The following is a 19,948-nucleotide window of genomic DNA, read 5'->3' as shown; positions in this document are numbered from 1 at the left end:
ACTAGTTGACCTGGAAATTATTTATAACTAGGTCTTTTAATTTTTCCAAAGCCTCTTCTTCTTTTTCGCCTTCAGCAATCACAGTAAACTCGGCTCCAGGTCCTAAGGCAAGCATCATCAATCCTAGAATTGATTTCCCGTTTACAGTAACATCATCGCGAATAACTGATATTTCACATGGGAATTGAGACGCTGCTCGAACGAATACCGAGGCTGGTCTTGCATGAAGGCCATTGCTAGTATCAAGAATTTTTAATAGGATTTGTTTCAATTTGGTTCTGCTTTATATATTGAGTGAGTTTTTGATTGAATTCTTGAGCGCTATGCTTGCCCATTTTCTTAAGTCTTTGATTCATTGCGGCAGTCTCTACAAGAATTGGAATATTCCTTCCTGGTCGAACTGGTAATTCGATAAAAGGAATTGGGAGACCTAGTATTTCTTCTGTTAGGTTATCGAGTCCTGTGCGGTCAAATTCCATATCGTCATCCCATTCTTTTAAATTGATAATGAGTTCTATGATTTTATGATCTCGCACTGATCCAACACCAAATATATCTTTAATGTTGATGATTCCCATACCTCGAATTTCCATATGATGACGAAGTAGATCTGAACAAGAACCGATCAAGTAGCTTTCAGAGAGCCTACGAATCTCAACCATATCATCAGCAACCAATCTATGTCCACGTTCAATCAATTCCAGTGCAGTCTCACTTTTTCCAACTCCACTTCGTCCTGTAAGTAAAATCCCAATTCCGAAAACTTCAATCAGTACTCCATGACGCACTGTTCTTGGAGCTAGTGCTCGATCAAGAATTTGGGAAATGAGCGTAATAAATTTATGAGTAGAAATTTTCGCAATAAAGAGTGGAATATTCTTTTCTTTGCAATGTTTAACAAAAGGTTCTGAAGGTGTATTGCCGTGAGTGTATACAATGCAATTCAAAGGAAATTCAAAAAACTGATCTGCAATTTTTTGCAATTCCAATTCATTTAAAGATTGGAGATAGGCTCGTTCTCCTTTTCCAAATACTTGTATTCTATCATTGGCAAAGAAATCAAAAAATCCAGTAAGTGACAATCCAGGTCGGTTGATCTCAGAATTATAGATTCGATTGGATAGACCGCCTTCACCTGCAACAAGTTCTAATTCCAACTCATCATGCTCTTTCATAATGATCTCGACTGTGATCCCTGGAACTGGCATACCGATTATCCTTTATAATGACTTATTCTCTTTCTCTGATTCGAAGGAAGAATTTTTAATATTTTTCTATATTTAGCAACTGTTCTGCGAGCAATTTCAATTCCTTTTGTTGCCATTGCTTCAACTATATCTTGATCCGAAAGTGGTGCAGTCTCGTCCTCTGCCTTCACCATTTCTAGTATCATATCATGAATTTTTTTAGATGATGCCTTGCCACCTTCCGTATTTTTAACTCCAGATGAGAAAAACCATTTCAACTCATAAATTCCCCATTTCGTTTGGATATATTTGTTTGTTGTTATACGAGATACTGTGGATTCAGATAGGTTGGTCTTTTCGGAAATGTCTTTCAGAGTGAGTGGTTCAGTGTGACTCACGCCGTTAAAAAAGAATTCTCTTTGTGCATCGATTATAGCGCTGACAGTTTTATAGAGAGTTTGACGTCTTTGATTCACGGAACGAATTAGCCAATTCGCTGAATTTAGTTTCGTTGTAACAAATTCCTTATCTTTTACTGATACTTTCTCATTGAGGACAGATTTATAATTTTCATTAACTGCTAATTTTGGAAGCCACTCATCGTTGATCAGAATGGAAAAGTCGCCACCATTGTGTTCTATGATTACATCTGGAATAATGTAATCAGTTTTCTTACCTTGATAAAGAGTTGCAGGAAATGGTTCAAACCTTTTGATTATTCTTGCATTTTCCATAACTTCGTCTTCTAAAAGTTTCATGGATTTCGCAATTTTTTTATAATCGAATTTCTCTAAATCTGTAAGATGATTTTTTATAATTTCGTGGAGAATTTTATTCTCAGGAAGAATAATCTGGGATTGAATTAACAAAGTATCTTGTATATTGCTCGCTCCAATTCCAATCGGATCAAGATGATTGATATTTGATCTAACCTTCTCAACAACTTTTATATCAAGGTTCATTTCCTTGCAAAGTTCCGGAATTCCTACTTCAATAAATCCTTTTTCGTCAATCAGGGAGACCAAAATTTCCCCAATATAGAGTTCTTCTTCAGTAAGATCAAGTAGTCGTAATTGATTGAGCAGATGTGTGCTTAGCGATTCTGGAACGCTAGAAGATTCAATATATTTCTGATTGCGATCACTCGCTTCTTGATCATAGACTTTGGGATTTTCCATCGAATAGGAATCGCCCCAATTGCCGTCAGTGTCCTTGAGATAGTTGCTTTTTTCTATGCTACGTACTTCCGAATTGGAATACAACTCCGGAGTCTTTGCTTTCTCCTCACTCGAGAGATCTTCAAGAAGAGGATTTTCGAGAAGTTCTGATTGGATTTTATCTGATAATTCTAATGTAGACATTGCAAGTAGTTCAATTGACTGGCGGAGGTCTTGCGTCATCACAAGTCTCTGAGATTGTCTTTGAACTAATTGCGTACCTAAATTCATGATGATTTAAAGGGAAAAATCCTCTCCTAAATAAATTCTTCTAGTTTCAGGATCATTGACCAAATCTTCAGCAGATCCCGAAATTAGAATCTTTCCACTGTACATTATATACGCTCTATCTGTTATTTTGAGAGTTTCTCGTACATTATGATCAGTTATTAGAATGCCTAGCCCTTTATCTTTCAAACTTTTTATAACTGTCTGAATATCTTTTACTGCAATTGGGTCGACCCCAGCAAAAGGCTCATCGAGAAGAATGAAATCCGGTTTTGTTACCAAAGCCCGAGCGATTTCGCATCTACGTCTTTCACCACCGGACAAAGTGTATCCTTTCTGGTTAGCAACTCTCATGATTTGCAATTCCATAAGTAATTCGTCGCGTCTTTGAACGATTTCCTCACGAGGCAATTTCATTGTCTCAAGAATTGCTTCTAGATTTTCAGCAACAGTCAGTTTCCGAAATATCGATGCTTCTTGAGCTAGATATCCGACACCCATCCGAGCTCGAATATGCATGGGCGAAGAAGTTAAATCTTGATCATCTATAAAAACAGTACCTTCATCAGGTGTAACAAATCCAACTGACATGTAAAAGGACGTTGTTTTACCAGCACCATTTGGTCCAAGTAAGCCAACAATCTCTCCTTTTTGAATATGGAAACTAACCCCGTCCACAACCCGTTTACGATTGTAGATTTTTACAAGATTTTCCATTCGAAAAGTCTTAGCATTAGGATCTGGCTGCGTGCGAGTTTGTGCCTGTTTTTTCGTTGCTACTTTCTTACTCATTCAGATCCTTTCAAGTTCATCCCTTCTGACAATAACACACGATCGTCCTGCGGATATATAATAATTTTTCCAGAATGAAGGATTTTTTTGTCTCTTTCGATGGAAGGATCACCTTCTAGCACGATTTTTTCCTCTTCTTCGTAGTAAGTGGCATACTCTCCTCGTGCTATGGAAGTCTCTGATTCTATCTTAACGTTTCCACGTGTTACAATTTCTTTTCGATCCATGAATCTTTCAATTTCGATCGCAGTAATTGTGGATTGGATTTTTTCATTTTCTTTATCCATTACTTCGATTTTAGGATTTTCCGTAAGGTGTGAATATTCTCTTTCTTTGAAATGTTCCATAAATCCACCAGTTAGGATTACATGATTTTCTAAGTCGATGATTCGAACATTTTTCTTTGCTTCGATTATTTCACCTTCATTGTTAGTGATATTTCGCTTCAAAGAATCAGCATAGAATTCATTGTCAGGTCTGATGATCATAGCATTTCCGATCAAACCTGTGGATTTATTATCTCCAGTAGATTGATGAAACATTTTATCAGCGATTGAAATGGTTGTGACTAGAACTTCTTCTTGCTCTGCCAGATTTTTATCTTTTGTATCAGTCGATTTGGATTTACTATTTTTTATTTTATCATTCGATTTAGATTCTTTCTTTTCTAAGGATTTTTGAATTAGGAAAGTCCCATCTTCTAAGGCAACTTCTCCCGAGTCGGTATCATATATTAAACTTTTTCCACTTAAGAACCTTTTATCTGAGAAAAGAAAAGGAGATCCCGAAATTATCATTTTCTTTGTATCATCTAGATAGGTTGCATTCTCACCAACAACAGTATAGTCCTCGTTTTCAACATATACTTTTCCCTCTAAAATGGTTTTACCTTCATCGAGATATCTTACAATTTTAGCGGCACTGATTCTGGTTCTTTTCTTCTCTGGCGAGACATGCAGAAGTCTCGGTGTTCCTTCCAGAGTAATTTTGTCTGATAGTTTATCGTAATAACCTTTTGAAGCAGATAGAGTTGTCCCATTTGAGGTATCTTGAACTACTACTCTTCCTTTTAAATCAGCTCGAATTGCATCTTCACCAAATATTTCTATAATTGAAGATGTTAATTTTATATCATTATGATATATCCAAGCACCGCCACCTAATGTAAATGTTGTGACCGGAATCCCTTGAAAGGATTTTTCCGATTGCGTAAGACTGCTACCACCCCATTTAGTTGGATCATTATTTTTTTTCTTATTTTCGCCAGGCTTTAGTGTAGAACTTGGATTGTAAAATATATCTTCTGGCCCGATTAACAAAGGTGGTTGAATGACTGGATTCAAAAGGAACAAAGAAGAAAAATATATTATAAATAACTTAATTGGTAATCTTTTCATTCGGTTGAATCCTTTTTGAATGGATTCTCTCCACCTCGAGTTACCGCTGTCGGTCGTATTATTGTAAATTGATTTAGATCTTTTTTAGCTCTGAGACCCATCCCTCTTATGGATGTTCCGGAACTGTAGATTTGAACTTCTTCATCTGTTGTTAATTCTTGAGTCTCCAAATCATAATTTAAAAACTCAGTTTTGAGGGATTTTTTATCTGGAGTAATTAAAAAGATATTGCCCTTTAATACTAATTTCTTAGTAGTATGGTTTACTTCTCCCCAATCACTTTCTAATTCACTTGTGATTTTGCCTTCTTCAAATTGAAAGAATTGCATATCATAAAAAACAGTTCTATCTTCTTCTGAAAAGATATAGGATTCTTTTGCAATCAATCTCCATTCTTTGACGCCGTTATCATCATAGTAAACGCGTTCGAATTTTCTTAGAGCGACTGTAGATCCTGATTCCTTGTCGGATTCAATTTTTTCAATTTCTTTTTTACTACAATTTACATTGGTAAAAAATAAGGAAAAAAATATAGAAAATAGTATCAATATTTTCATGGGACTAGCCCTCTAACATCGATCCTTTTACCAAACGATCCAATGAATATAGATCCTTGAGTAGTTTTTTGATTTTAGAGAGTGGATATTGTGTTGTTGCATCCGACAGTGCCTTGTCTGGATCAGGATGAACCTCCATAAACAGTCCTTCCACTCCGCATGCAACAGCACCCCGTGTCATATGAGGAATGAATTGACGCACGCCACCTGTAATATTGCCCGCTCCTCCTGGAAGTTGGGCTGAATGTGTCGCATCAAAAATCACAGGAATGTCTAAATTGTGCAGAATAGGAATTCCTCGGATATCAAAAACCAAATTATTGTATCCAAAGCTAGTTCCTCGTTCTGTGACTATATATTTCTCAGAGCCAGATTCCTGCACTTTAGCTTTTATATGTCTGCAATCTTCTGGAGCAAGGAATTGACCTTTTTTGACGTTGACCCATTTTCCCGTTTCGGCTGCTTGCGCAATAAGATCTGTTTGGCGACAAAGGAAAGCTGGTATTTGATAAATATCGATTACGTCTTTTAGTGGTCCGATATGGGAAGTTTCATGAATATCTGTAAGCACAGGAACTTTGTATTTAGATTTTATATATTCAAGATTTTTAATACCTTCAGATAGTCCTGGTCCTCTATATGATTTTACGGACGATCTGTTCGCTTTATCAAAGGAACTTTTGAAAACATAAGGAATTCCTATTTCGGAAGTTATTTCTAACATTTCACTGCATACTCGATCTAGTAATTCTTTAGATTCCATAACACAGGGCCCAGCAATTAGAAAGAATGGATTCTTTCCGCCTATTTTACTTCCTGATAAAAAATCTCTTTCTGTAACTGTATCTAACATTACTCTTCTCCCTTCTTGACTAATTTCAAACTTTCTCGAACGAGCCCAACAAACAATGGATGCGGCTGAGTTGGTTTGGATTGAAATTCTGGATGAAATTGAACCCCAATAAACCAAGGATGAGAAGGAACTTCTACAATTTCTACTAGATTCTGATCAGGGGAAAAACCTGTAAGTTTCATACCTTTTTTCTCGAACTCTTCTTTGTATCTTAGAGTGAATTCAAATCTATGTCTATGTCGTTCAGAAATTTTTTCCGATTTGTATTCTTGGAAAGCTATGCTTCCTTTTAAGATGCGACAAGGATAACCTCCCAATCGCATGGTTCCACCCATTTGTTCAATTTCCATTTGCTCTTCAATCATCGAAATTACAGGATGTTCACTTTTTGGATTGAACTCTGTTGAATTCGCATCTTTGTATCCCAGTTCATTTCTAGCAAATTCGATAACTGCACATTGCATACCCAAGCAGATCCCCAAGAAGGGAATTTTTTTGGTTCTTGCATAATGAATGGCAGCAACTTTACCTTCAATGCCTCTTTCTCCAAAGCCACCAGGAACTAGAATTCCATGTATACCTTTTAATGCATCTTTGATGTTGTTCTTGTCTAGATCTTCTGGATTGAGTTTAATAACTTCGACATTTGCTTCATTTGCAATTCCGCCGTGAGAAATCGCTTCATAGATGGAACGATATGCATCTTGTAATGAAATATATTTACCGATTAAGGCAATTTTTACCTTTTTCTTAGATGTTCTAATGATTTTTACGAGGGATTCCCATTTAGAAAAATTGATCTTTCTTAGGTCCATACCCAAAGTTTTAAGAACAACTTCATCGAGCTTTTCATCTTTGTACATTTGAGGAATTTCATAAATGGAATTTGCTATGTCGACCGCAGAGATAACATTCTCATCTTTTACATTGCAAAAAAGTGAAATTTTATTCCTCATTTCTTTGGTCATATTTTTCTGTATGCGACAGATCAATATATCTGGTTGAATCCCAAGAGCCAATAATTCTTTAACCGAATGTTGCGTTGGCTTAGTTTTAGCCTCACCAGCTGCATGAATCGTTGGAACTAAAGTTAGGTGAATGAACATGACTTGTGATGCACCGTGTTCATATCTCATTTGTCGAATCGCTTCTAAAAATGGAACCGATTCAATGTCTCCAACTGTTCCACCAATTTCTACTATTACGAAATCTGTTTCATTTTCTCTGGAAAGTGTATAAATCCGATTTCGAATCTCATTCGTGATATGTGGTACAACTTGTACGGTTCGACCAAGATAATCACCTTTTCTTTCTCGTTCGATAACCGAATAATAGATCTGACCCGTTGATACCGAATTCTTTCGGCTTAACTTAGAATTTGTAAATCTTTCGTAGTAACCTAAATCTAAATCTGTCTCAGCACCATCGTCTGTGACATAGACTTCACCATGTTGGTAAGGACTCATAGTACCTGGATCCACATTGATGTAAGGATCCATTTTCTGAAGTGATACCGAATATCCTCTAGATTCTAAGAGAGTTCCGAGCGCGGCGACAGTGACTCCTTTCCCAAGAGAAGAAGATACACCACCGGTTATAAATATATAGCGAGTCTTTTGCATTCAATAACAGTTTTCTAATGACCGAGGGTTCTTTCCAGTTTTTTTAAAGTATTCGTAGTAGATTTACCTTCGACAAATGGCAAAATTTTGACAATTCCTCCAAATGAGCGAACAATCTGGGTTTCGGGTAAAGTTTCTGGATTATAATCTCCACCCTTGGTATGAATATCCGGTTTAATTTTTTTGAGCAATTCAATAGGTGTTTCTTCAGGAAAAATCGTTATGAAATCAATACAGCTAAGTCCAGCAAGCACAATAGCTCGGTCAAACTGTTCATTTATCGGACGGTTTGAACCCTTTAGCTTGGATACAGATGCATCAGAATTCAAACCAAGCCAAAGTACATCGCCTAGATTTTTCGCTCGATTCAAGTATTCAACATGACCCCGATGGATTATATCAAAACATCCATTTGTAAAGACGATTTTTTTATTTGCCAAGTCTTCTTTCGTTTCTTCAATTTGATTCCAAGCAATAATTTTCTTGTTTAAGCTTGAAATTCCTTCTGTTATCGGCAATTCATTCATCCCACACACTCAACTCTTGCAGTTTTGTTCTGATCTCATCAATGGAAGCTGTTGCTGCACCAAGTTTTGCAACCACTACTCCGGCAGCGGCATTAGCAACAATACTTGCTTCGACTGGATTCAATCCAGCAGCATGAAAGGCAGTATAAACAGAAATTACAGTATCGCCTGCGCCCGTTACATCGAAGACTTCTCTTGCGACTGTTTGAATATGATGAATGGATTGATCATGGGCTTGAAAGATCGTCATTCCTTTCTCACCCCTTGTGATCATCACTGCTTTTGGATTGATTTTTTTGTATATATCAAGACATGCTTCTTCTACATCTTTAGTTGTTTCAAGGGATCTACCGAGAGCTTTACCTGCTTCATGATGATTCGGCGTAAGGATAGAAACATTTTGGTATCGAAAGAAGTGGCTAACTTGCGGATCAACAGTTACAATTTTATTCTGCTTCGTGCATTCATCTACAAGCTTGGAAATAAATTCGCCAGACAATAAACCTTTATCATAATCGGATAAAATGACTGCTGAACATTCGCTAATCTTGGTGCAAAATTGTTCGAATAGATAATTTTCTTCTTGTGTAGTTAACGCGACCACTTCTTCTCGATCGACTCTACATACTTGTTGATGTCCAGCGAGAATGCGAGTTTTAAGAATGGTTGGTATAGACTCCGATCTTGATAGTATAATATCATTGGTATGAACAGACTCCTCTTCAAGAAGACGAATCAATAATTTTCCTTTCTCGTCCACACCACATCTTCCTATTAAAGCTATCGGATTTCCTAAGCAATGAAGATTTTTAACAACATTTCCTGCTCCACCGAGAGTAGTCTGTTCATTTCGTACCCAGACAACGGGAACGGGAGCTTCTGGAGATATTCGGCTTACTTGACCAAATAAATATTCATCTAAAATAAAATCCCCAACTACAAGAATTTTGGTAGTTTTTAAGTGTTCAGTTGCCGTTTCAAATTTTTCTCTATTCATTGTTTCCGGTGGATCACAAGTTCATTTTTCCTTTACAAAAACAAAGGACAACTCCAGAATTCTAAAGTGACTCCGTCTACGATAGCAATTTTTCCCTTACCTGATGTAATTCTATTTCCAGGTACCTTTTTACCTTTACATATTTTTGAACCGAGATATAGATCCATGATTTCCTATTGTTCGGAATCCGGAAATGATATTGCTATCGCAGCTTTCAAAATTGGAATTGATTGGAGAAAAAGTAAAAATCCAGACATAGAAGAAATCTTCGGTTGGGGTAAAATTGTCCAACGAAATGACCTGCCCGATGGAAGATCGAATATTCTGGTCGAAGGAAAAGGAATTGTTAAACTTCAAAACTATCGAGAGTTCGAACCTTTTCGAATTGGAAATGTTTTTGAGTATCCTTATTATAAAGATTTTGCAGATGAGAATGAAAATAAAGAACAGATTCTCGAAATATTGCACCTAACGAAAAGAATTCTACTGGCAGATGGTGCGCCTGAAGATTTTCTAATCAAAATCAATCATCTGATGAATCATCCTCACCCTTTTGATTTTGTATCATCAATTCTCAATTTTCCCATAAATCTAAAACAAGAATTATTGGAAATTCAAAGCGAAGTAAAGAAAGCAAGGATTCTAAAAGGTATAATCGAAAATATCAACCTACGAGAGTGATCCAATAGTAATAAAATTCTGGGAAATTGAATGAGTGCTTATCTTGAACAAAAAGTCCAGTTTTGGAATCTGTCCCAATTTTAGGTAAATAGAGAAAGGATTGTCTTGTTGTTCGGAGATAGATCTTACCATTTCCTATAGAAATTAATTTATCCAAAATTTTTGGAAAAATTTCATTTTCTGTTTTCTGTATGATGCCGCATCCAGCGAGTTGATTTCCATCTTTCCAATCAAAGCCATCTATTACAGAGACATCATCATCTAAACCCAAAACTGATAAGCTAGTTTGAAGTTTGTCTTCTATGGAATCTTTATTGGAATTGGAAAGAAGTTGCGGAAAGTATCCTCTCCATTCATTCGGAAGATTTGTCAGATCCCAATTTTTTTTGCCCATAGCACGTCGAAATTCTTGAGATGGAATTTTGAGGCCTATGACTTTATTAAATAACTTATTGTGCACGAGAGTTCTTAAGGCAAAAAAAGAGAAACTGAGAATATCAGGTTTGGAAAAGGAAGAAAAATCCCATATCTCATCTGCGGAAATATCCGAAATATACATATTATCTAATCCGTAAGGATCATTATGTGGAAAAGGTTTAAAAGTTTTGCTATCGGATTGGGAAAAAGCTTCCATAGCTTAAATATCGGAAACTATGGAAATCATAGAGGAAAAAAAAGAGAGATAGTTACCTATCTCCCTTTTCTATGGTAAAAGATCAATCAGCGTATACTTTGCTAATTTTGTCCTTATACTTCTCTGCGATCACATGTCTCTTCATTTTGTGTAGATTGGTTAGCTCATCACCAACTTCGAAAGACTTTGTGATTAGAAAAAATGGAGTCACTTGTTCAAAAGATTTAAAACCAGTTTTAGTGCTATTTAGGCTCTTGATTTCTTTTTTGTATAAATCTAAAACTTTTGGGTTTTCGATTAGTTTCTCTTTATCCTTTTCTTCAATGCCATTCTCTTTGCACCATTCTCCCAATGCTTCGAAATCAGGAATAATGATAGCACCAAGATTTTTCTGATCTTGTCCAATCACCATCACTTGACTGACTAGTGGAGACTCTGTGATTTTGTTTTCGATTGGAACAGGCTCAACATTTTCTCCTCCAAGCAATACAACGGTGTCTTTTGCACGACCGGTCAAAGTCAGAGTTCCCTTGTAATTGATCATTCCGATGTCGCCTGTATCCATCCAGCCATCTTTGATAGCTTTCGCAGTCGCTTCGGGGTTCTTATAGTATCCCTTCATAACTTGTGGCCCGCGAACATGAATAACACCTTTCTTACCAATCGACCCAGAAATGATCTTGTCATCAGCATCTATATGTGTTAAAACATTTCCTTGATCATCGCGGATTTGCAATTCTGTTTCTGGAACAATTGCTCCAACTGAGCCCTGGATCAATTTTTTAAAAGTTCTGACTGCAATCACAGGACTAGTCTCTGTCATTCCATATCCTTCAAGAACATTGATTCCAATATCGTTAAAGAAAGCATCAACATGTTTTTGAAGTGCCCCTCCTCCAGATACAGATGCTTTAAGCTTACCACCGGTCGCTTCGCGAATCTTCGATAAAACAATTTTATCTAGAGTGAAGTAGTTGAAGAATAAACCCAAAACTGTTGGAATCAGAAATAGTTCACTCAAATCTCCAGCTAACTTAAATGCGTATGCTGCAAAAGAAGCCATGGAAACCAAAAATGGTGCTGTTAAGAAGAAAATGATTAACGAATATATTCCAATAGCAATAGATGTGAAAAAATTTCTTCCTTCATAATCAACCATATTGCCTTGGAGAAATCTTTTTGACGCATTAAAATGCTTAGAGAAAAAATAAGCTACTTTAAATAATCCCCTTCTGATTGCTGGAGTCTGCTTAGGATCATTGATTCTTGTGTAGATTCCATTGTAAATACTCTCCCAAAGTCTTGGAGCTGAAGCCATAAAAGTAGGTCTCACCTTCTTCATGTCATCTCTTAGGTCACGGACGTTGGTGTAGTATGTTGATGATCCTGCAGCAATAGCAAGATACTCAAATACTCTCTCATAAACATGCCAAATCGGAAGAATGGCTAACATTTTTTCATCCGATGCAATTTCTATTCTTTTGTTTAGAATATTGGAAGTTTGGTGGATCATATTAGAATGCATTAGCATAACGCCTTTTGGCAATCCAGTAGTTCCTGAAGTATAGATTAATGTAAAAACGTCATCAGGCTTAATGCCCTTTATGCGATCCTCTGCTTTTTTCGATCCAGATTCTCTAGACTTTTTACCTTTTTCAATCAAATCATTGAGAAGAACTACGTCCTTTGCTTGGGACTTTGAATCCATCATAACAAGAGTTTTTACTAAGCTTAGTTGAGTCTTATTCTTGTTGAACTTTTCAAGCATTTTATCATTCTCAATGAAAACCACTTTCGCTTCGGAATGATTTAGTATATAAACAATTTCTGAATCTGTAATATCCGTTCCACGAGGTACATCAGCTGCACCTGCCATCAAGATTCCATAATCTGAAATGATCCACTCAAGTCTATTGTCCGCAAGAATTGCAACTCTATCTCTTGCTTCAATTCCTAATTCAATAAGAGCTTCTGCTAGGTTAAGACCTGTCTCATAAAGCTGTTTATAGTTGACTGATTCATATTCTTTTTTTGAATTTTTACTGCAGAAAGCTGGCGAGTCACCAAATCGTTCTGAAGCTTCTTTGAATAATTCTGGTAGATTTGTTGGCATTTGATCTCCCTCTGTAAATCTAATGTGAAAAATTGCGAGTCAAGCCAATCAAAATTGGCTGACTCGTTTTGGTTATGGTCTCTCTAAAATAGCAGAACCTGCGACACCGCCGCCTGCACAGATAACACCGATTTGTTTTTTTGCATCTTTGAAATTATCAAAATTCATAATCATGTTCAGAAGAACTCGAATTCCAGTAGCACCTAATGGATGTCCTAACGCCAAAGTTCCACCGTGTGGATTGACTTTACCGTCTTCATTAGCCTTGACTAAATCAAAACCATAGGATTCTTTCACTTCTTTCATAGTTCCCATTGCAGTCGCTGCAAATGCTTCATGGATTTCGAAATAGTCGACTTCTTCAAATTTTGAGCCAGTATTTTTTACAGCTTGATTGAGAGCTCCAGCCATACCGATTCCCATTACTGCAGGATCTACTCCATGCATTCCCCAACCAGAAAGAACTGCTTGAACCGGAAGTCCCAATTCTTTTGCCTTTTTCTCTGTAGTTACAAAGATTGCTCCCGCACCATCAGATCTTGGGCACGCATTGAATAGTGTAACGGCTGCTTCTGTCTCCCCTTCTTTGTAAGGGTGCTTGATCCATTCGCCATATTTATCATAAAATTCTTTTATGGACATATACTTAGAATCGAATATAGCTCCTGCTTTCTCGAATCTAGCTGGGTTTTCTACCATTCCAGTTTTAGACATGATAAATTCATCGTCTTCTAATTTACCATCTGGAGTATCTACTGCTACTTGATAAGGTCTATACTTACCTGCTTGAATAGCTTCTAGAGCTTTTCTATAAGAATTGAATGCATAATTATCTAAGTCTTTTTTCTTGAGTTGGGAATTTTGAGCAACTACCTCTCCTGTCATTGCCATATTCAATTGGCGAATTGGATCATTTAATCCTTCGTCGATTGAATCTACAACTTTGAGTCCGAGAGCTTGCACTTCTGCCCAGTTTGCATTGATCTTTTCTGCAGTTGATGTCTTTGGGCTCTGTTTAGCGCCTGTTACAATGAGAGCACCTTGTGACATGGATTCCATTCCTAAAGCTAGATAGAAATCACCTTCACCGATTAGAATTCTTCTTGCTGCATCAAAAACCGCTTCAAATCCAGAAACGCAATTGTTCTGAACAGTGATTGCGGTTGCTTCTAATGGCAAGTTCGCTCTGACGGAAATTACCCGTGCAACGTTGGGTGCAAAACAAGACTGCCCGATTTCTCCGGCAACTACACCGCTCACCACGGATTTCGGAACACCAGTTCTTTTGAATATTTCTTCAGTTACGAGGTATCCTAGTTCATAGGAAGGTATATCTGCGTATGATTTGCCGGCTTGACCGATAGGGGTGCGAACACCACCTGCCAGAACAATTCTGTCATTGTCTCTGGTTTTAAATTCCATAAAAGTATCCTTATTGTAATAATCTAAAGTCTGTCGCAACAATAGAACGGGCTAGATTTCCGACAATCGGTTTTTTATTCAATTGTGTCAATCAACGGTTTTCCATGCGGAAAGTCTGGCGAATAAGCCATCCAGATCGTTTTCGTTGATTCCGTATTGCCGATATAACAAATTACCATTTTTAGAAAAAACAATAAGCGCGGGCAATCCTTCTATTTTGAACAAATCAACGAAAACATGATGGGGATCCAGTAAACTTATATAGCTCATCGATAATTGCTTAGCGTGATTCTCAATTTCTTCAGGACTTTTATTGGTATCGGTATTGATCCCTAAGAAAACCAATTCGTCTCCCGATTTCTCTTTCATCTTTTCTATAACGGGAACTGCTTTCTCACAGGGCTCGCACCAGGTCGCCCAGACATCTACTATTAAAACTTTGCCTTGGAAATCTTGTATGGAAATCTCATTTCCGTGCCAATCTAGAAAAAGCAAATTCGGAAGTTTATAGACGGCATCTCCCTCCTCCCAGACTTTGCAAGAAGTGAAGAGAAATAGTGAAGCCGTAAGCAGAATAGATATCAATTTAGTTGTCATCTTTGTATCCAAGTCATGAAAATTTACAATTACTTTGCAAGTGAGGTTGAAGCTAATTCCTTCTTTAGACTCCCTTTTGTTGGAAATGGGATATTCTGCGAAACATTACTGATCGATCCGTATCTTAATGAAGTTAAGATCAAAGTTCAATTTGGGTATTCAGAATCCACCAATAAATTAAAAATCATCTGCAATTCTATCGATCGTAAAGAGTTTCAAAATCTTGGACAACTCATCAATTTAGATTCGGATAAATTGAATTGGAACGAAGATATCGTCCATTTCCAAGATGACGATAATCGAATAACGATTCAGGCTATGAATTCTAACGAAGCATTTGTTGTCTGGGAGAAATTTAACAAAGGTAAAACGACTATTCTGTATTCAGAAAAGATTACAAGAATTTCAAATTTCTCATTCAAAATTAGAAAATTATTTCCATTGTTTTTCAAAAGCTTCTAAGGTTTTTTGTGCTCCTACTGACCATAGAAATTCTTTAAAAGGAAAATTTACTTTTTTATTTTTTTTGATAGCCTCATTTGTTTGATCTAACCAATCTTTTATTGAATGATCTTTTGAAGTGGATAAATATACAATTAGATCCTTCCCGATTTCTCGAAAAGTGGGAATGTCGGAAGCTACACAGAATTTTTTATGGAATAGTGCTTCAAGTAATGGGATTCCAAATCCTTCGTAATGGGAAGCCATCCAGAATAACTTGCAATTTTTATACAAATGATGAAGTTCTGGATCATTAAGACCTTCCAATACAATTATATCTTTGAATTCTTGGATTTGCATATCTAACTCATCGTAGAATTCTTGAGACTCCCATCCGCGTTTCCCGGCGATCACCCATTTAATATTTTTATTCTTGCGTCGGATTTCCGTGAAAACTTTCAATAAAAACGGATAATTTTTTCTGGGTTCCATTGTAGACACTGATAGAATATAATTGTCACCTAAGTCCCGAATACGATTTGTTATTTTTGATTTTAGAAATTGATTAATGGACTTTGGATCTATTCCAGGATATGCTACTGATGTTTGCGATTCTGGATAATTGAATTTTGCGATCAAATCTCTTCTTGTACTTTCTGAAATATTTAAAATATGTGCAGATCTATTGACAGAGTATTTCTGAAATAAGCGCTGTTGAAATCGTGCTAGTGGTCTCATTGTTTCAGGATACAAATACAAAACCAGATCACAATAAGTTAGAACACAGGGAATTTTATTCGGAATTGCAGGCGGAAGAACCTGCTGTGAACCCCAGAAAAGACTTAAATTTTCTTTTCTAATCATAAATGGAAGTTGGATATTATAAAATGTTCCACCTTTTTTACTCAGAATACCTTGACCTTGTCGCCATTCAATATTCGGTAATTTTAATATTTCCTTATGAGATTCATGAATGGGATTATGTGAGAATAATATAAAATGATAATTCTGATTATCTGGGAATGCTTTTATAGTTTCATGAATAAGTCTTCCAACCCCACTCATTGGTGTAGATAAGGGTCTTGCATCTAAACCAATTCTTTTCAATTCCAATCTCGCAGTGATTCAATTAATATTTTTTCGTATCTATTCCAAAAGGCTTTTACAAGATCCGATCTTCCCGCAATCAATCCATAGCTTCGTGTATCCTCTTGATTGAATACTTGTTTTGATTTAGTTTTTATCTCCAAATAATCAAATCCATTAGCCTCAATAATAGCAAGTCCTCCGCAAATATCCCATTCATTTTTTGGTTTTAGAGAAATCACCAGATCACACTCGGATCGACTAAGAAGAGATAACTTGTATGCTATTGAACCTTTGCCAATAATTTTAAAATTACTTGATAATTTCAAGTTATCAAATAATTTTTCCGCCAATTCCTTTCTGGATACAAAAATAGTAATTTCTTTTTCCAGAAGATCTTGATATAACTCTGTATTGTGAATAACCTGATCTAGATTTTTGGCAGATTCTTTTCTCTCATTTGATTTCAAACTCAAATTCAATTTATCTAGAAATTCCAACTTTGCTGATTGAAAGTTTGCATCAAGTATATCCATTTGAACCATACGTCCAAATTTATCACCATAGGAAAACTCGCCAGTTACAGGATTATACACGAATCCTAATATTAGCCCTTTAGAATCTACTAAGCCTAGACTTACTGCGAATTCAGGATTTCTTTCTACAAAATCTCTTGTCCCATCCAGTGGATCGAGTATCCAAACTCGTTGGGCGGATTGTCTATCTTTCCAAGTTGGTAGGACTTCTTCGGAAAGTAATATATTTCCAGGAAATGAATTTTGAATAGCATCATGAATTGCATAGTGGGCATCCATGTCCGCTTTAGTAACTGGATCATCTGCAGATTTCATTTTCACTTCGAAATCTGTTTCATAGATTTTTTTGATCGCGAGTCCTGCGCTATAGACTCCAATAAAGCCTGTTTCTGCTTCCGCTTCTAACACAGAAATAAATTATTTAACGTCTGGAAGAGCCGCAGATTCTTCTTTATGAGGAGCTTCTTTATCAAAACTTGCAGGTTTGACATAAAGAATTTCTTCTTGAGGAAGTTGTAAATATATTTCTGGTTCCATAGAAAAACTATAATACATGTAGTAATTTTTATACTTGATATAGAATTTATTTGTATTGGCTGGCCGCTCATAACTCAGTTCTGAAACTTTCAAATTTTTTAATTCTGTGGCAGGTGCGCTGATTTTTCTACTGAGTGTATTGCGAACAGAATCCAAAAGATTCTTTTCTAGAATTTTTTTCCGAGCTTCAGGTGAAGGTTTTTTTTTGGAAAGATAATCCTCAACCTCTAGGAATTCTTGAACAAGCCCTTGCACTTCTTCAGCTTGGATTCTACCAACCGCAAACTGTGCAACAATGATCATTGTAAATAGGGAAAACTTTCTCATAGTGGTACCTTAATTAATTATTTCGAGAGGTGTATAAGCAAGTAGAAATTTCTTTTCGATATGGTTACCGAAACGAACTTCAACTTTTCTATTATCACCAGCACCAGAAATCTGAAAAACAACACCTTCACCATAGACTTTATGTCTCACGATGCAACCTTCTCTCAGTTTACCTGGTTCACCTTTCTCTTTATTATCATCGGATTTCATAGACCCAGGAATAGGTTTGTGAGTAGGTTTTCGTACGCCGTACTGCTTTTTTTCTCCAGATTCATCGAAAAAATCTCCAGAAATTTCGGATAGAAATCGAGAAACCATTCTTGGTTCAACATATCCAAATTTTCTTGTATTCCGACAATAACTCATATCGAGTTTCTCTTTTGCCCTTGTGATCGCAACATAGGCGAGCCTTCTTTCTTCCTCCGGCCCTTCTAGAGAATCCATGCTGAGAGAATGCGGAAAAGTTCCATCTTCTAATCCAGCCATATAAACGAACTTAAATTCCAGACCTTTCGAATTGTGAACTGTCATCAAAGTTAAGTAATCATCGACTTGTGCGCCATCGTCTTCACTCGTCAATAAACTGATCTGATTCAAAAATTCATCAAGATTCGGATCTTCGGTTTTGGCTTCATAATCTTTGATTGAGTTTACAAATTCATTGATGTTTTCTAGTTTCGAGATCGATTCTTCCGTGCCTTCATTTTCCATCTCTTCACGAAGACCAGAGCGTTCAATGAGTTCGTAAGCGATAGCCGAAGGTAGAACTTTTTGTTCGTATTTCTCTTGGAGATCATCCAGAAGTTTTCGAAAATCTTGAATTTTGATTGAGGTTCCTTTCTTGATTCCTTGAAGATGAGATCCTAATACTTCATAGAGAGAAATTCCTTCGGATACCGAAATATTCTGTAGCTTTTCGATGGAAACGTCCCCGATGCCTCTACTAGGTGTATTGATAATTCGAATGAGAGATGTTGAATCCAAAGGATTTACAATTATATTCAAATATGCTATAATATCTTTAATTTCTTTACGATCAAAAAATCGAAATCCACCAAATATTTTATATGCGATTGCATGCCTACGGCAAGCTTCTTCAAAATATCTGGATTGGGCATTTGTCCTATAAAAAACAGCATGCTCGCGCAGTGGTAGATTGGATTTGGAATTTTTTCTACGATTGATAACTTTTAGTATAATTGATTCTGCTTCTTCCATTTCATTTTCGAATGAATTGAGAGAAATTTTTTCTCCATCCATGTTGTTAGTGAAAATGGTTTTATCAGTTCTATTTTTATTATTACGAATTAACTCAGCGGCAGCACCAAGTATAGTTGGTGTGGATCGATAATTTTCTTCCAATTTAATAACGCAAGAACTCGCATAATCCTTATTGAACGATAGAATGTTGCTTATATCCGCTCCCCGCCAAGAATATATTGACTGATCATCATCACCAACGACGCAGATATTATTGTTTGGTCCGGCAAGTAACTTCACCAATTCATATTGAGCTTTATTGGTATCTTGGTATTCATCTACCATCAAATATTTCCAACGATTGACATAGTAGTTCAGCACACTCGGTTGATCACGAAATAATTTTACTGTTCGATAAATTAAATCTCCAAAATCGAGAGCTTGTCTATTTTCTTTTCTTTTTTCATATTCTCGATAAATTGCATCGACCTTCTCAGTAAAAAAATCCGTCTCATATTCATCTAAATATTTGTTGGAAGAGATCATCGCATCTTTCGATCTCGAAATTGTATTCGCAACAGTTGATGGCTTTAATTGCTTAGGATCAATTTTTAATTCTTTCATCACTTCTTTGATTAAAGATTCTTGTAAGCTCGTATCATAGACAGTGAACCCCGATAGGAATCCCAGTTTCTTTGCATCTCTTCTGAGAATAAATAAGCATAAAGAATGAAATGTTCGAATCATCACTCTCTCACCTATACCATTTGGCAATAATGAGTTAACACGCTCTCGCATCTCACCCGCTGCTTTATTGGTAAAGGTTACAGCACAAATCGATTCAGGTTGCTTTTCTAAATTGTCAACTAAATGAGCGATTCTATGAGTAATTACACGAGTTTTGCCAGATCCAGCACCTGCAAGTATGAGAACTGGTCCTTCGGTTTGCAGAACAGCCTTTCTCTGTTCCTCATTGAGTCCAACGGTAAAATCCAAT

Annotated in this window: 20 protein-coding genes; 2 read left to right on the top strand and 18 right to left on the bottom strand. The window is 36.5% G+C overall.

Annotated elements, in window-relative coordinates; genetic code table 11:
* Position 1: 1 nt before the first annotated feature.
* From O4O04_RS11320 to rfaE1, 10 genes are all read right to left on the bottom strand, one after another.
* Positions 2 to 271 (bottom strand): HPr family phosphocarrier protein, encoded by a 270-nt coding sequence (locus O4O04_RS11320; RefSeq protein WP_272531796.1) that lies wholly within the window; start codon positions 269 to 271, stop codon positions 2 to 4.
* Positions 243 to 1,208, bottom strand: a complete 966-nt coding sequence (hprK, locus tag O4O04_RS11315; RefSeq protein ID WP_272531795.1) for an HPr(Ser) kinase/phosphatase — start codon at positions 1,206 to 1,208, stop codon at positions 243 to 245. The genes O4O04_RS11320 and hprK overlap by 29 nt, the downstream gene beginning before the upstream one ends.
* A gap of 5 nt (positions 1,209 to 1,213) precedes the next feature.
* The gene (rpoN, locus tag O4O04_RS11310) at positions 1,214 to 2,635 is read right to left on the bottom strand and encodes an RNA polymerase factor sigma-54 (protein WP_272531794.1); all 1,422 of its coding nucleotides are present in this window, start codon (positions 2,633 to 2,635) and stop codon (positions 1,214 to 1,216) included.
* Positions 2,636 to 2,641: 6 nt separating this feature from the next.
* Positions 2,642 to 3,349: an LPS export ABC transporter ATP-binding protein gene (gene lptB, locus O4O04_RS11305; protein WP_272536079.1), complete on the bottom strand. Its 708-nt coding sequence runs from the start codon at positions 3,347 to 3,349 to the stop codon at positions 2,642 to 2,644.
* Positions 3,350 to 3,420: 71 nt separating this feature from the next.
* Entirely contained in the window at positions 3,421 to 4,821 is a 1,401-nt protein-coding gene (locus tag O4O04_RS11300; RefSeq protein ID WP_272531793.1) for a hypothetical protein, read from the bottom strand.
* Positions 4,818 to 5,378, bottom strand: a complete 561-nt coding sequence (gene lptC / locus O4O04_RS11295; protein ID WP_272531792.1) for an LPS export ABC transporter periplasmic protein LptC — start codon at positions 5,376 to 5,378, stop codon at positions 4,818 to 4,820. The genes O4O04_RS11300 and lptC overlap by 4 nt, the downstream gene beginning before the upstream one ends.
* A gap of 4 nt (positions 5,379 to 5,382) precedes the next feature.
* Positions 5,383 to 6,231, bottom strand: a complete 849-nt coding sequence (kdsA, locus tag O4O04_RS11290) for a 3-deoxy-8-phosphooctulonate synthase (protein ID WP_272531791.1) — start codon at positions 6,229 to 6,231, stop codon at positions 5,383 to 5,385.
* Complete coding sequence (locus tag O4O04_RS11285) at positions 6,231 to 7,853, bottom strand: CTP synthase (RefSeq protein ID WP_272531789.1); 1,623 nt, start codon at positions 7,851 to 7,853, stop codon at positions 6,231 to 6,233. The genes kdsA and O4O04_RS11285 overlap by 1 nt, the downstream gene beginning before the upstream one ends.
* Before the next feature lie 14 nt (positions 7,854 to 7,867).
* Positions 7,868 to 8,380: a D-glycero-beta-D-manno-heptose 1-phosphate adenylyltransferase gene (gene rfaE2 / locus O4O04_RS11280; protein ID WP_272531788.1), complete on the bottom strand. Its 513-nt coding sequence runs from the start codon at positions 8,378 to 8,380 to the stop codon at positions 7,868 to 7,870.
* Positions 8,373 to 9,377 (bottom strand): D-glycero-beta-D-manno-heptose-7-phosphate kinase, encoded by a 1,005-nt coding sequence (gene rfaE1 / locus O4O04_RS11275; RefSeq protein ID WP_272531787.1) that lies wholly within the window; start codon positions 9,375 to 9,377, stop codon positions 8,373 to 8,375. Before rfaE1 ends, rfaE2 begins: the two co-directional genes overlap by 8 nt.
* 66 nt (positions 9,378 to 9,443) lie before the next feature.
* Here rfaE1 and O4O04_RS11270 point away from each other — a divergent pair, with 66 nt between their 5' ends.
* On the top strand, positions 9,444 to 10,058 hold the full coding sequence (locus O4O04_RS11270; protein ID WP_272531786.1) for an LON peptidase substrate-binding domain-containing protein: 615 nt from the start codon (positions 9,444 to 9,446) through the stop codon (positions 10,056 to 10,058).
* Here O4O04_RS11270 and O4O04_RS11265 read toward each other — a convergent pair.
* The 4 genes from O4O04_RS11265 to O4O04_RS11250 all read right to left on the bottom strand — a co-directional run bounded on the left by O4O04_RS11265 (position 10,042) and on the right by O4O04_RS11250 (position 14,824).
* Positions 10,042 to 10,692 carry a hypothetical protein gene (locus O4O04_RS11265; RefSeq protein WP_272531784.1) on the bottom strand — a complete coding sequence of 217 codons (651 nt, stop codon included), beginning with the start codon at positions 10,690 to 10,692 and terminating at the stop codon, positions 10,042 to 10,044. The genes O4O04_RS11270 and O4O04_RS11265 overlap by 17 nt on opposite strands.
* An 82-nt stretch (positions 10,693 to 10,774) precedes the next feature.
* Positions 10,775 to 12,805, bottom strand: coding sequence for an AMP-dependent synthetase/ligase (locus O4O04_RS11260; protein ID WP_272531782.1), 2,031 nt, complete (start codon positions 12,803 to 12,805; stop codon positions 10,775 to 10,777).
* A gap of 72 nt (positions 12,806 to 12,877) precedes the next feature.
* The gene (locus O4O04_RS11255; RefSeq protein WP_272531780.1) at positions 12,878 to 14,227 is read right to left on the bottom strand and encodes a thiolase family protein; all 1,350 of its coding nucleotides are present in this window, start codon (positions 14,225 to 14,227) and stop codon (positions 12,878 to 12,880) included.
* An 87-nt stretch (positions 14,228 to 14,314) separates the two neighbouring features.
* On the bottom strand, positions 14,315 to 14,824 hold the full coding sequence (locus O4O04_RS11250; protein ID WP_272531779.1) for a TlpA family protein disulfide reductase: 510 nt from the start codon (positions 14,822 to 14,824) through the stop codon (positions 14,315 to 14,317).
* A gap of 15 nt (positions 14,825 to 14,839) precedes the next feature.
* On the opposite strand from O4O04_RS11250, the gene O4O04_RS11245 reads away from it, so the two are divergent.
* Positions 14,840 to 15,286: a hypothetical protein gene (locus tag O4O04_RS11245; protein WP_272531778.1), complete on the top strand. Its 447-nt coding sequence runs from the start codon at positions 14,840 to 14,842 to the stop codon at positions 15,284 to 15,286.
* Here the strand turns inward: O4O04_RS11245 and O4O04_RS11240 are convergent.
* Genes O4O04_RS11240 through O4O04_RS11225 form a run of 4 tightly spaced genes read right to left on the bottom strand, consistent with a single transcriptional unit; the run spans position 15,257 to position 19,947 of the window.
* Positions 15,257 to 16,372, bottom strand: a complete 1,116-nt coding sequence (locus O4O04_RS11240; protein WP_272531777.1) for a glycosyltransferase family 4 protein — start codon at positions 16,370 to 16,372, stop codon at positions 15,257 to 15,259. The genes O4O04_RS11245 and O4O04_RS11240 overlap by 30 nt on opposite strands.
* Positions 16,369 to 17,295 carry a 3'(2'),5'-bisphosphate nucleotidase CysQ family protein gene (locus O4O04_RS11235; protein ID WP_272531775.1) on the bottom strand — a complete coding sequence of 309 codons (927 nt, stop codon included), beginning with the start codon at positions 17,293 to 17,295 and terminating at the stop codon, positions 16,369 to 16,371. The genes O4O04_RS11240 and O4O04_RS11235 overlap by 4 nt, the downstream gene beginning before the upstream one ends.
* 9 nt (positions 17,296 to 17,304) lie before the next feature.
* Positions 17,305 to 17,751, bottom strand: a complete 447-nt coding sequence (locus O4O04_RS11230) for a hypothetical protein (protein WP_272531774.1) — start codon at positions 17,749 to 17,751, stop codon at positions 17,305 to 17,307.
* 9 nt (positions 17,752 to 17,760) lie between these two features.
* Positions 17,761 to 19,947 (bottom strand): ATP-dependent helicase, encoded by a 2,187-nt coding sequence (locus O4O04_RS11225; protein ID WP_272531772.1) that lies wholly within the window; start codon positions 19,945 to 19,947, stop codon positions 17,761 to 17,763.
* Position 19,948 lies beyond the last annotated feature (1 nt).

The organism is Leptospira sp. GIMC2001, assembly GCF_028462125.1.
Lineage (GTDB): Bacteria > Spirochaetota > Leptospiria > Leptospirales > Leptospiraceae.
The sequence above is the reverse complement of the archived record's forward strand: the minus strand, read 5'-3'. Positions and strand labels throughout refer to the sequence as shown.

What these genes read in the sequence shown, in the direction of transcription:
- O4O04_RS11255 (WP_272531780.1), bottom strand. Translation starts at nt 14,227, where the DNA reads ATGGAATTTAAAACCAGAGACAATGACAGAATTGTTCTGGCAGGTGGT.
- kdsA (WP_272531791.1), bottom strand. Translation starts at nt 6,231, where the DNA reads ATGTTAGATACAGTTACAGAAAGAGATTTTTTATCAGGAAGTAAAATA.
- O4O04_RS11300 (WP_272531793.1), bottom strand. Translation starts at nt 4,821, where the DNA reads ATGAAAAGATTACCAATTAAGTTATTTATAATATATTTTTCTTCTTTG.
- rfaE1 (WP_272531787.1), bottom strand. Translation starts at nt 9,377, where the DNA reads ATGAATAGAGAAAAATTTGAAACGGCAACTGAACACTTAAAAACTACC.
- lptB (WP_272536079.1), bottom strand. Translation starts at nt 3,349, where the DNA reads ATGGAAAATCTTGTAAAAATCTACAATCGTAAACGGGTTGTGGACGGG.
- lptC (WP_272531792.1), bottom strand. Translation starts at nt 5,378, where the DNA reads ATGAAAATATTGATACTATTTTCTATATTTTTTTCCTTATTTTTTACC.
- O4O04_RS11245 (WP_272531778.1), top strand. Translation starts at nt 14,840, where the DNA reads ATGAAAATTTACAATTACTTTGCAAGTGAGGTTGAAGCTAATTCCTTC.
- rpoN (WP_272531794.1), bottom strand. Translation starts at nt 2,635, where the DNA reads ATGAATTTAGGTACGCAATTAGTTCAAAGACAATCTCAGAGACTTGTG.
- O4O04_RS11230 (WP_272531774.1), bottom strand. Translation starts at nt 17,751, where the DNA reads ATGAGAAAGTTTTCCCTATTTACAATGATCATTGTTGCACAGTTTGCG.
- O4O04_RS11260 (WP_272531782.1), bottom strand. Translation starts at nt 12,805, where the DNA reads ATGCCAACAAATCTACCAGAATTATTCAAAGAAGCTTCAGAACGATTT.
- O4O04_RS11265 (WP_272531784.1), bottom strand. Translation starts at nt 10,692, where the DNA reads ATGGAAGCTTTTTCCCAATCCGATAGCAAAACTTTTAAACCTTTTCCA.
- hprK (WP_272531795.1), bottom strand. Translation starts at nt 1,208, where the DNA reads ATGCCAGTTCCAGGGATCACAGTCGAGATCATTATGAAAGAGCATGAT.
- O4O04_RS11285 (WP_272531789.1), bottom strand. Translation starts at nt 7,853, where the DNA reads ATGCAAAAGACTCGCTATATATTTATAACCGGTGGTGTATCTTCTTCT.
- rfaE2 (WP_272531788.1), bottom strand. Translation starts at nt 8,380, where the DNA reads ATGAATGAATTGCCGATAACAGAAGGAATTTCAAGCTTAAACAAGAAA.
- O4O04_RS11250 (WP_272531779.1), bottom strand. Translation starts at nt 14,824, where the DNA reads ATGACAACTAAATTGATATCTATTCTGCTTACGGCTTCACTATTTCTC.